At 50.0% G+C, this 12,401-nt stretch carries 1 protein-coding gene, 7 tRNA genes and 6 rRNA genes; all 14 read right to left on the reverse strand.

Annotated features, from left to right (window positions below):
- Positions 1-298 precede the first annotated feature (298 nt).
- Positions 299-375 (reverse strand) — tRNA-Trp (locus OOK74_RS11240).
- Between the two features lie 31 nt (positions 376-406).
- Positions 407-483 (reverse strand) — tRNA-Asp (locus OOK74_RS11245).
- Positions 484-516: 33 nt separating this feature from the next.
- Positions 517-632 (reverse strand): 5S ribosomal RNA (gene rrf / locus OOK74_RS11250).
- 128 nt (positions 633-760) lie between these two features.
- Positions 761-3,647, reverse strand: a 23S ribosomal RNA gene (locus OOK74_RS11255).
- A gap of 301 nt (positions 3,648-3,948) precedes the next feature.
- Positions 3,949-4,024 (reverse strand) — tRNA-Ala (locus tag OOK74_RS11260).
- Positions 4,025-4,032: 8 nt separating this feature from the next.
- Positions 4,033-4,109: transfer RNA gene (locus tag OOK74_RS11265), tRNA-Ile, on the reverse strand.
- A gap of 62 nt (positions 4,110-4,171) precedes the next feature.
- Positions 4,172-5,714, reverse strand: a 16S ribosomal RNA gene (locus OOK74_RS11270).
- Positions 5,715-6,057: 343 nt separating this feature from the next.
- Positions 6,058-6,173: ribosomal RNA gene (rrf, locus tag OOK74_RS11275) — 5S ribosomal RNA — on the reverse strand.
- 110 nt (positions 6,174-6,283) lie between these two features.
- Positions 6,284-9,170, reverse strand: a 23S ribosomal RNA gene (locus tag OOK74_RS11280).
- Between the two features lie 342 nt (positions 9,171-9,512).
- Positions 9,513-9,588 (reverse strand) — tRNA-Val (locus OOK74_RS11285).
- A gap of 30 nt (positions 9,589-9,618) precedes the next feature.
- Positions 9,619-9,694, reverse strand: a tRNA-Lys gene (locus OOK74_RS11290).
- An 18-nt stretch (positions 9,695-9,712) separates the two neighbouring features.
- Positions 9,713-9,788 (reverse strand) — tRNA-Glu (locus tag OOK74_RS11295).
- 67 nt (positions 9,789-9,855) lie between these two features.
- Positions 9,856-11,398: ribosomal RNA gene (locus OOK74_RS11300) — 16S ribosomal RNA — on the reverse strand.
- The 16S, 23S and 5S rRNA genes sit together here with 7 tRNA genes alongside, the layout of an rRNA operon.
- A gap of 469 nt (positions 11,399-11,867) precedes the next feature.
- The gene (gene hemG / locus OOK74_RS11305) at positions 11,868-12,392 is read right to left on the reverse strand and encodes a menaquinone-dependent protoporphyrinogen IX dehydrogenase (protein WP_278182825.1); all 525 of its coding nucleotides are present in this window, start codon (positions 12,390-12,392) and stop codon (positions 11,868-11,870) included.
- Between the last annotated feature and the right edge of the window lie 9 nt (positions 12,393-12,401).

The raw sequence follows: 12,401 nt of genomic DNA on the forward strand, positions 1-12,401 counted from the left end.
TTCTATGCATGCTTTATTCTTGTGCAAAGCGAATATGTATATCCACAACTATTGAGCAGTTCACACAAATATGGCGAACAAAATACATACCGGTAATATCAAGTAAATCAATTTTGCATGAGCGACGGCCATTCCAGCACACAGCTAGATCTGAATCCCGTAGAGCAAAAATATACAGTATATGTAATTGATTTTTGGAAAGCGTGGAGAAGGAGAGCAATATACACAGCAGATAAAATTATTAATTTTTCAACTTGATATAAACAAAAACCTCAGCATTTCTGCTGAGGTTAAAATATGGCAGGGGTGGAGAGATTCGAACTCCCAACACGCGGATTTGGAATCCGCTGCTCTGCCAATTGGAGCTACACCCCTGTAACTTTTACAAGCTAAAACTTTAAATAAGTGGCGGAGCGGACGGGACTCGAACCCGCGACCCCCGGCGTGACAGGCCGGTATTCTAACCAACTGAACTACCGCTCCGCTGTCTGGTTAGCGCTTGGTGCTAAATTAAAAGCCTGGCGATGTTCTACTCTCACATGGGGAAACCCCACACTACCATCGACGCTGTTTCGTTTCACTTCTGAGTTCGGAATGGAGTCAGGTGGGTCCAAAACGCTATGGTCGCCAAGCAAAATTCTGTTTTTGATTTCACTTTTTCTTAAAAAGTGAAAACCAACAATTCTGGAAAGCTGTCTTCATTCTCACACACATTCTTATGCGCTTAACTTTGAGTCCATCAAAACCCCTTGGGTGTTGTATGGTTAAGCCTCACGGGCAATTAGTACAGGTTAGCTCAACGCCTCACAACGCTTACACACCCTGCCTATCAACGTTCTAGTCTCGAACAACCCTTTAGGACGGTTAAACCGTCAGGGAAGACTCATCTCAGGGCTCGCTTCCCGCTTAGATGCTTTCAGCGGTTATCAATTCCGAACTTAGCTACCGGGCAATGCGTCTGGCGACACAACCCGAACACCAGAGGTTCGTCCACTCCGGTCCTCTCGTACTAGGAGCAGCCCCCTTCAATCTTCCAACGCCCACGGCAGATAGGGACCGAACTGTCTCACGACGTTCTAAACCCAGCTCGCGTACCACTTTAAATGGCGAACAGCCATACCCTTGGGACCGACTTCAGCCCCAGGATGTGATGAGCCGACATCGAGGTGCCAAACACCGCCGTCGATATGAACTCTTGGGCGGTATCAGCCTGTTATCCCCGGAGTACCTTTTATCCGTTGAGCGATGGCCCTTCCATTCAGAACCACCGGATCACTATGACCTGCTTTCGCACCTGCTCGAACCGTCATTCTCGCAGTTAAGCGGGCTTATGCCATTGCACTAACCTCACGATGTCCAACCGTGATTAGCCCACCTTCGTGCTCCTCCGTTACTCTTTGGGAGGAGACCGCCCCAGTCAAACTACCCACCAGGCACTGTCCTCAACCCCGATTAGGGGCCTAAGTTAGAACATCAAACATACAAGGGTGGTATTTCAAGGACGGCTCCACGACAACTAGCGTCATCGATTCATAGCCTCCCACCTATCCTACACATGTAGGTTCAATGTTCAGTGCCAAGCTGTAGTAAAGGTTCACGGGGTCTTTCCGTCTAGCCGCGGGTACACTGCATCTTCACAGCGATTTCAATTTCACTGAGTCTCGGGTGGAGACAGCGTGGCCATCATTACGCCATTCGTGCAGGTCGGAACTTACCCGACAAGGAATTTCGCTACCTTAGGACCGTTATAGTTACGGCCGCCGTTTACCGGGGCTTCGATCAAGAGCTTCGCTTGCGCTAACCCCATCAATTAACCTTCCGGCACCGGGCAGGCGTCACACCGTATACGTCATCTTGCGATTTTGCACAGTGCTGTGTTTTTAATAAACAGTTGCAGCCACCTGGTATCTGCGACTCTCGTCAGCTCCATCCGCAAGGGACTTCACCATCAAGAGCGTACCTTCTCCCGAAGTTACGGTACCATTTTGCCTAGTTCCTTCACCCGAGTTCTCTCAAGCGCCTTGGTATTCTCTACCCGACCACCTGTGTCGGTTTGGGGTACGATTTCTGACTATCTGAAGCTTAGAGGCTTTTCCTGGAAGCAGGGCATCAATGACTTCACTGCCGTAGCAGCTCGACGTCGTGTCTCAGCCTAACAGAGAGCCGGATTTGCCTAACTCTCTAGCCTACGCACTTGAACCAGGACAACCGTCGCCTGGCCCACCTAGCCTTCTCCGTCCCCCCATCGCAATAGTCAAAAGTACGGGAATATTAACCCGTTTCCCATCGATTACGCCTTTCGGCCTCACCTTAGGGGTCGACTCACCCTGCCCCGATTAACGTTGGACAGGAACCCTTGGTCTTCCGGCGAGGAGGTTTTTCACCCCCTTTGTCGTTACTCATGTCAGCATTCGCACTTCTGATACCTCCAGCAAACCTTACAGTTCACCTTCAACGGCTTACAGAACGCTCCCCTACCCAATATCTAAAAGATATTGCCGCAGCTTCGGTGTATTGCTTAGCCCCGTTACATCTTCCGCGCAGGCCGACTCGACTAGTGAGCTATTACGCTTTCTTTAAATGATGGCTGCTTCTAAGCCAACATCCTAGCTGTCTGAGCCTTCCCACATCGTTTCCCACTTAGCAATACTTTGGGACCTTAGCTGGCGGTCTGGGTTGTTTCCCTCTCCACGACGGACGTTAGCACCCGCCGTGTGTCTCCCGGATAGTACTTACTGGTATTCGGAGTTTGCAAAGGGTTGGTAAGTCGGGATGACCCCCTAGCCTTAACAGTGCTCTACCCCCAGTAGTATTCGTCCGAGGCGCTACCTAAATAGCTTTCGGGGAGAACCAGCTATCTCCGAGTTTGATTGGCCTTTCACCCCTAGCCACAAGTCATCCGCTAATTTTTCAACATTAGTCGGTTCGGTCCTCCAGTTGATGTTACTCAACCTTCAACCTGCCCATGGCTAGATCACCCGGTTTCGGGTCTATATCCAGAGACTGAACGCCCAGTTAAGACTCGGTTTCCCTACGGCTCCCCTATTCGGTTAACCTTGCCACTGAATATAAGTCGCTGACCCATTATACAAAAGGTACGCAGTCACACCACGAAGGTGCTCCTACTGCTTGTACGTACACGGTTTCAGGTTCTATTTCACTCCCCTCACAGGGGTTCTTTTCGCCTTTCCCTCACGGTACTGGTTCACTATCGGTCAGTCAGGAGTATTTAGCCTTGGAGGATGGTCCCCCCATATTCAGACAGGATATCACGTGTCCCGCCCTACTCGATTTCACGCTCGATGAAGCGTCGGTTACGGGGCTATCACCCTGTTTCGCCAAGCTTTCCAGCTTGTTCACCTACTTCAACGAGTGCTTAAGGGCTAATCCAGGTTCGCTCGCCGCTACTACCGGAATCTCGGTTGATTTCTTCTCCTCGGGGTACTTAGATGTTTCAGTTCCCCCGGTTTGCCTCACTAGACTATGTATTCATCTAGTGATAACTGCTTATGCAGCTGGGTTTCCCCATTCGGAAATCGCAGACTCAAACGGCTCTTACTGCCTCATCTGCGCTTATCGCAAGTTAGTACGTCCTTCATCGCCTCTGACTGCCCAGGCATCCACCGTGTACGCTTAGTCACTTAACCATACAACCCGAAGGAGTTTCGGGTCGTTGTTTAAACAACCTAAGTTGTCTCGCGTTTAATTTTCATGAGTGCGAGACAGATTTTGCCGGACTCAAATTTGAACAAGACCTAAGCCTTATTCGATACCAAGCACACTTGAATGTGTTGTTGGTGTTTATCTTTCGATAAACATTGAGAACTTTACAAACAACAATAAATTGTTGTTTTGTCAGCTTTCCAAATTGTTAAAGAGCAAGATTCGCTTTCTACTAAAAGAAAACAGGAACCATTTTTAAAAGCACTCATCGAATGCGCTTAAAGATGGTGGAGTTATGCGGGATCGAACCGCAGACCTCCTGCGTGCAAGGCAGGCGCTCTCCCAGCTGAGCTATAACCCCATCGTTAGTGGTGGGTCTGAGTGGACTCGAACCACCGACCTTACGCTTATCAGGCGTACGCTCTAACCACCTGAGCTACAGACCCACTTCATGCTCAAATCTAAACCATATCAATCTGTGTGGACACTCATCACGATAATCATCGTGTAAGGAGGTGATCCAGCGCCAGGTTCCCCTAGCGCTACCTTGTTACGACTTCACCCCAGTCATGAACCACAAAGTGGCAAGCGTCCTCCCGAAGGTTAAACTACCTGCTTCTTTTGCAGCCCACTCCCATGGTGTGACGGGCGGTGTGTACAAGGCCCGGGAACGTATTCACCGCAACATTCTGATTTGCGATTACTAGCGATTCCGACTTCATGGAGTCGAGTTGCAGACTCCAATCCGGACTACGACGCACTTTCTGAGATTCGCTCCACCTCGCGGTATCGCTGCCCTCTGTATACGCCATTGTAGCACGTGTGTAGCCCTACTCGTAAGGGCCATGATGACTTGACGTCGTCCCCACCTTCCTCCGGTTTATCACCGGCAGTCTCCCTGGAGTTCCCACCATTACGTGCTGGCAAACAAGGATAAGGGTTGCGCTCGTTGCGGGACTTAACCCAACATTTCACAACACGAGCTGACGACAGCCATGCAGCACCTGTCTCTCAGTTCCCGAAGGCACAAGACTGTCTCCAGTCTCTTCTGAGGATGTCAAGAGTAGGTAAGGTTCTTCGCGTTGCATCGAATTAAACCACATGCTCCACCGCTTGTGCGGGCCCCCGTCAATTCATTTGAGTTTTAATCTTGCGACCGTACTCCCCAGGCGGTCTACTTAACGCGTTAGCTCCGAAAGCCACGGCTCAAGGCCACAACCTCCAAGTAGACATCGTTTACGGCGTGGACTACCAGGGTATCTAATCCTGTTTGCTCCCCACGCTTTCGCATCTGAGTGTCAGTATCTGTCCAGGGGGCCGCCTTCGCCACCGGTATTCCTTCAGATCTCTACGCATTTCACCGCTACACCTGAAATTCTACCCCCCTCTACAGTACTCTAGCTTGTCAGTTTCAAATGCAACTCCTAGGTTGAGCCCAGGGCTTTCACATCTGACTTAACAAACCACCTGCATGCGCTTTACGCCCAGTAATTCCGATTAACGCTCGCACCCTCCGTATTACCGCGGCTGCTGGCACGGAGTTAGCCGGTGCTTCTTCTGTCGCTAACGTCAAATCATAGTGCTATTCACACTACAACCTTCCTCACGACTGAAAGTACTTTACAACCCGAAGGCCTTCTTCATACACGCGGCATGGCTGCATCAGGCTTGCGCCCATTGTGCAATATTCCCCACTGCTGCCTCCCGTAGGAGTCTGGACCGTGTCTCAGTTCCAGTGTGGCTGATCATCCTCTCAGACCAGCTAGGGATCGTCGCCTTGGTGAGCCATTACCTCACCAACTAGCTAATCCCACCTGGGCATATCCTGACGCGAGAGGCCCGAAGGTCCCCCTCTTTGGCCCGTAGGCATCATGCGGTATTAGCCATCGTTTCCAATGGTTATCCCCCACATCAGGGCAATTTCCCAGGCATTACTCACCCGTCCGCCGCTCGCCACCCAAGGAACAAGTTCCTCTGTGCTGCCGCTCGACTTGCATGTGTTAGGCCTGCCGCCAGCGTTCAATCTGAGCCATGATCAAACTCTTCAATTAAAAGTTTTTTGAAGCTTTCGCTTCGGCTCAATGAATACTGACTTTAAATTACCTTAGTAATTTAAAGCTATTATCGTTCCAACAGAACGATAATGAATTGACTGTGCCAAGACTTTCGTCTCGTTTGGTCACTCAGTTCATTGATTAATCTTTTTGAGATTATCATCAACGAGTGCCCACACAGATTGATTGGTTTATATTGTTAAAGAGCTTAGCTTTCAGTGCGTTAACACTTCAGCGAGGTGCGTATAGTACGCTTTCCGCTTTGAAAGTCAACATAATACTCTAAATATTCTTAGAATCTTATGGTGACTCGTCTATCTCTAGACCAGTCGGGATCAAAGCCTGGCGATGTTCTACTCTCACATGGGGAAACCCCACACTACCATCGACGCTGTTTCGTTTCACTTCTGAGTTCGGAATGGAGTCAGGTGGGTCCAAAACGCTATGGTCGCCAAGCAAAATTTTTCTCTCTATTTCTAGAGAATAATCTGGAAAGCTGTCTTCATTCTCACACACACATTCTTATGCGCTTAACTTTGAGTCCATCAAAACCCCTTGGGTGTTGTATGGTTAAGCCTCACGGGCAATTAGTACAGGTTAGCTCAACGCCTCACAACGCTTACACACCCTGCCTATCAACGTTCTAGTCTCGAACAACCCTTTAGGACGGTTAAACCGTCAGGGAAGACTCATCTCAGGGCTCGCTTCCCGCTTAGATGCTTTCAGCGGTTATCAATTCCGAACTTAGCTACCGGGCAATGCGTCTGGCGACACAACCCGAACACCAGAGGTTCGTCCACTCCGGTCCTCTCGTACTAGGAGCAGCCCCCTTCAATCTTCCAACGCCCACGGCAGATAGGGACCGAACTGTCTCACGACGTTCTAAACCCAGCTCGCGTACCACTTTAAATGGCGAACAGCCATACCCTTGGGACCGACTTCAGCCCCAGGATGTGATGAGCCGACATCGAGGTGCCAAACACCGCCGTCGATATGAACTCTTGGGCGGTATCAGCCTGTTATCCCCGGAGTACCTTTTATCCGTTGAGCGATGGCCCTTCCATTCAGAACCACCGGATCACTATGACCTGCTTTCGCACCTGCTCGAACCGTCATTCTCGCAGTTAAGCGGGCTTATGCCATTGCACTAACCTCACGATGTCCAACCGTGATTAGCCCACCTTCGTGCTCCTCCGTTACTCTTTGGGAGGAGACCGCCCCAGTCAAACTACCCACCAGGCACTGTCCTCAACCCCGATTAGGGGCCTAAGTTAGAACATCAAACATACAAGGGTGGTATTTCAAGGACGGCTCCACGACAACTAGCGTCATCGATTCATAGCCTCCCACCTATCCTACACATGTAGGTTCAATGTTCAGTGCCAAGCTGTAGTAAAGGTTCACGGGGTCTTTCCGTCTAGCCGCGGGTACACTGCATCTTCACAGCGATTTCAATTTCACTGAGTCTCGGGTGGAGACAGCGTGGCCATCATTACGCCATTCGTGCAGGTCGGAACTTACCCGACAAGGAATTTCGCTACCTTAGGACCGTTATAGTTACGGCCGCCGTTTACCGGGGCTTCGATCAAGAGCTTCGCTTGCGCTAACCCCATCAATTAACCTTCCGGCACCGGGCAGGCGTCACACCGTATACGTCATCTTGCGATTTTGCACAGTGCTGTGTTTTTAATAAACAGTTGCAGCCACCTGGTATCTGCGACTCTCGTCAGCTCCATCCGCGAGGGACTTCACCATCAAGAGCGTACCTTCTCCCGAAGTTACGGTACCATTTTGCCTAGTTCCTTCACCCGAGTTCTCTCAAGCGCCTTGGTATTCTCTACCCGACCACCTGTGTCGGTTTGGGGTACGATTTCTGACTATCTGAAGCTTAGAGGCTTTTCCTGGAAGCAGGGCATCAATGACTTCACTGCCGTAGCAGCTCGACGTCGTGTCTCAGCCTAACAGAGAGCCGGATTTGCCTAACTCTCTAGCCTACGCACTTGAACCAGGACAACCGTCGCCTGGCCCACCTAGCCTTCTCCGTCCCCCCATCGCAATAGTCAAAAGTACGGGAATATTAACCCGTTTCCCATCGATTACGCCTTTCGGCCTCACCTTAGGGGTCGACTCACCCTGCCCCGATTAACGTTGGACAGGAACCCTTGGTCTTCCGGCGAGGAGGTTTTTCACCCCCTTTGTCGTTACTCATGTCAGCATTCGCACTTCTGATACCTCCAGCAAACCTTACAGTTCACCTTCAACGGCTTACAGAACGCTCCCCTACCCAATATCTAAAAGATATTGCCGCAGCTTCGGTGTATTGCTTAGCCCCGTTACATCTTCCGCGCAGGCCGACTCGACTAGTGAGCTATTACGCTTTCTTTAAATGATGGCTGCTTCTAAGCCAACATCCTAGCTGTCTGAGCCTTCCCACATCGTTTCCCACTTAGCAATACTTTGGGACCTTAGCTGGCGGTCTGGGTTGTTTCCCTCTCCACGACGGACGTTAGCACCCGCCGTGTGTCTCCCGGATAGTACTTACTGGTATTCGGAGTTTGCAAAGGGTTGGTAAGTCGGGATGACCCCCTAGCCTTAACAGTGCTCTACCCCCAGTAGTATTCGTCCGAGGCGCTACCTAAATAGCTTTCGGGGAGAACCAGCTATCTCCGAGTTTGATTGGCCTTTCACCCCTAGCCACAAGTCATCCGCTAATTTTTCAACATTAGTCGGTTCGGTCCTCCAGTTGATGTTACTCAACCTTCAACCTGCCCATGGCTAGATCACCCGGTTTCGGGTCTATATCCAGAGACTGAACGCCCAGTTAAGACTCGGTTTCCCTACGGCTCCCCTATTCGGTTAACCTTGCCACTGAATATAAGTCGCTGACCCATTATACAAAAGGTACGCAGTCACACCACGAAGGTGCTCCTACTGCTTGTACGTACACGGTTTCAGGTTCTATTTCACTCCCCTCACAGGGGTTCTTTTCGCCTTTCCCTCACGGTACTGGTTCACTATCGGTCAGTCAGGAGTATTTAGCCTTGGAGGATGGTCCCCCCATATTCAGACAGGATATCACGTGTCCCGCCCTACTCGATTTCACGCTCGATGAAGCGTCGGTTACGGGGCTATCACCCTGTTTCGCCAAGCTTTCCAGCTTGTTCACCTACTTCAACGAGTGCTTAAGGGCTAATCCAGGTTCGCTCGCCGCTACTACCGGAATCTCGGTTGATTTCTTCTCCTCGGGGTACTTAGATGTTTCAGTTCCCCCGGTTTGCCTCACTAGACTATGTATTCATCTAGTGATAACTGCTTATGCAGCTGGGTTTCCCCATTCGGAAATCGCAGACTCAAACGGCTCTTACTGCCTCATCTGCGCTTATCGCAAGTTAGTACGTCCTTCATCGCCTCTGACTGCCCAGGCATCCACCGTGTACGCTTAGTCACTTAACCATACAACCCGAAGGAGTTTCGGGTCGTTGTTTAAACAACCTAAGTTGTCTCGCGTTTAATTTTCATGAGTGCGAGACAGATTTTGCCGGACTCAAATTTGAACAAGACCTAAGCCTTATTCGATACCAAGCACACTTGAATGTGTTGTTGGTGTTTATCTTTCGATAAACATTGAGAACTTTACAAACAACAATAAATTGTTGTTTTGTCAGCTTTCCAAATTTTTAAAGAGCAAGATGTTTCTTATCACTAAGAGACACTTTCTAAAGACTCTCGGCGGCAAAAAACCGAACCACACAACAATGGGTGGTTTGGAATTGCATTCCAAAAGTATTTAGAGAGTGGTGGGCGATACCGGGTTCGAACCAGTGACCCCCTGCTTGTAAGGCAGGTGCTCTCCCAACTGAGCTAATCGCCCACGTATTTTACTTCCCGTGACGGAAGAGTTTGGTGGGTCGTGCAGGATTCGAACCTGCGACCAATTGATTAAAAGTCAACTGCTCTACCGACTGAGCTAACGACCCCTTTACTTCGCAAGGAAGTGGTATCCCGTAGGGGAGTCGAACCCCTGTTACCGCCGTGAAAGGGCGGTGTCCTAGGCCTCTAGACGAACGGGACACTATGTTTGCTTCTCTAATCTAAACCATATCAATCTGTGTGGACACTCATCACGATAATCATCGTGTAAGGAGGTGATCCAGCGCCAGGTTCCCCTAGCGCTACCTTGTTACGACTTCACCCCAGTCATGAACCACAAAGTGGCAAGCGTCCTCCCGAAGGTTAAACTACCTGCTTCTTTTGCAGCCCACTCCCATGGTGTGACGGGCGGTGTGTACAAGGCCCGGGAACGTATTCACCGCAACATTCTGATTTGCGATTACTAGCGATTCCGACTTCATGGAGTCGAGTTGCAGACTCCAATCCGGACTACGACGCACTTTCTGAGATTCGCTCCACCTCGCGGTATCGCTGCCCTCTGTATACGCCATTGTAGCACGTGTGTAGCCCTACTCGTAAGGGCCATGATGACTTGACGTCGTCCCCACCTTCCTCCGGTTTATCACCGGCAGTCTCCCTGGAGTTCCCACCATTACGTGCTGGCAAACAAGGATAAGGGTTGCGCTCGTTGCGGGACTTAACCCAACATTTCACAACACGAGCTGACGACAGCCATGCAGCACCTGTCTCTCAGTTCCCGAAGGCACAAGACTGTCTCCAGTCTCTTCTGAGGATGTCAAGAGTAGGTAAGGTTCTTCGCGTTGCATCGAATTAAACCACATGCTCCACCGCTTGTGCGGGCCCCCGTCAATTCATTTGAGTTTTAATCTTGCGACCGTACTCCCCAGGCGGTCTACTTAACGCGTTAGCTCCGAAAGCCACGGCTCAAGGCCACAACCTCCAAGTAGACATCGTTTACGGCGTGGACTACCAGGGTATCTAATCCTGTTTGCTCCCCACGCTTTCGCATCTGAGTGTCAGTATCTGTCCAGGGGGCCGCCTTCGCCACCGGTATTCCTTCAGATCTCTACGCATTTCACCGCTACACCTGAAATTCTACCCCCCTCTACAGTACTCTAGCTTGTCAGTTTCAAATGCAACTCCTAGGTTGAGCCCAGGGCTTTCACATCTGACTTAACAAACCACCTGCATGCGCTTTACGCCCAGTAATTCCGATTAACGCTCGCACCCTCCGTATTACCGCGGCTGCTGGCACGGAGTTAGCCGGTGCTTCTTCTGTCGCTAACGTCAAATCATAGTGCTATTCACACTACAACCTTCCTCACGACTGAAAGTACTTTACAACCCGAAGGCCTTCTTCATACACGCGGCATGGCTGCATCAGGCTTGCGCCCATTGTGCAATATTCCCCACTGCTGCCTCCCGTAGGAGTCTGGACCGTGTCTCAGTTCCAGTGTGGCTGATCATCCTCTCAGACCAGCTAGGGATCGTCGCCTTGGTGAGCCATTACCTCACCAACTAGCTAATCCCACCTGGGCATATCCTGACGCGAGAGGCCCGAAGGTCCCCCTCTTTGGCCCGTAGGCATCATGCGGTATTAGCCATCGTTTCCAATGGTTATCCCCCACATCAGGGCAATTTCCCAGGCATTACTCACCCGTCCGCCGCTCGCCACCCAAGGAACAAGTTCCTCTGTGCTGCCGCTCGACTTGCATGTGTTAGGCCTGCCGCCAGCGTTCAATCTGAGCCATGATCAAACTCTTCAATTAAAAGTTTTTTGAAGCTTTCGCTTCGGCTCAATGAATACTGACTTTAAATTACCTTAGTAATTTAAAGCTATTATCGTTCCAACAGAACGATAATGAATTGACTGTGCCAAGACTTTCGTCTCGTTTGGTCACTCAGTTCATTGATTAATCTTTTTGAGATTATCATCAACGAGTGCCCACACAGATTGATTGGTTTATATTGTTAAAGAGCGTTTTGCTTCGGCTTTCTTACCGAAGAGGCTGTGCATTCTAGCGAGATAATGGTCAGTGTCAAACACTTTTTCATCTTTTTGCATCGAAGCGTTTTGCCTAGCTGACTGGCTCTGAAGCCTTGCGGCGTCTGCCGTGTCAGTGAGGGCGCATTATAGAGATCTGCTTCACACTGGCAAGTGTTTTTTGTGCTTTTTTTCCTTCCTTTTGACTGTTTGATGAAAAAGCCATCAGCAAACCCCAGAAATGATGTTTTTTGCTACCAATTGTGGAATTGTTGAGCAAATTTAGCGACTTTATCCCAGTTGGTATACTCGACTTCTTGACTCGTATCGGTCTCGCCACCAGTTAAGGTCATGATCAGGCGGATCATCATTTTATCGAACCAGCGATAACGCGGATAATAAAGTGCGCCAGCAAATACCGCGATTCGCTCTGGCTGCCAAGCCGACTTTTTCAGAAAAGTTTGGATATAGGCACTGCCCTGTGGAGTATCTTTTCCTTGCTGTTCTTTTCTAGCGGTTAAATTGACACAAAAGAAGGCCGCTTTGCGGCTGGTTAATCCCACTAAGTGATGCTCAATAAAACGGTACAGGGCGGGATTAAGTCGCCCATAGCGAATTGATGCCCCAATCAGTACTTTGTCGTATTCCGCCCAGTCAATATCGATGTTTTGATGTAAGTCTTGCACCTCACAAGTATATTCTGGCATCTGCGCGGCGATACGTTGGATAATTTTACGCGTTTGCCCTTCTTGGCTTGAATACAGTAATAACGCTCTCACCCATTCCTC

Origin of the sequence: Vibrio misgurnus (assembly GCF_029635775.1) — a bacterium.
Lineage (GTDB): Bacteria > Pseudomonadota > Gammaproteobacteria > Enterobacterales > Vibrionaceae > Vibrio > Vibrio chanodichtyis.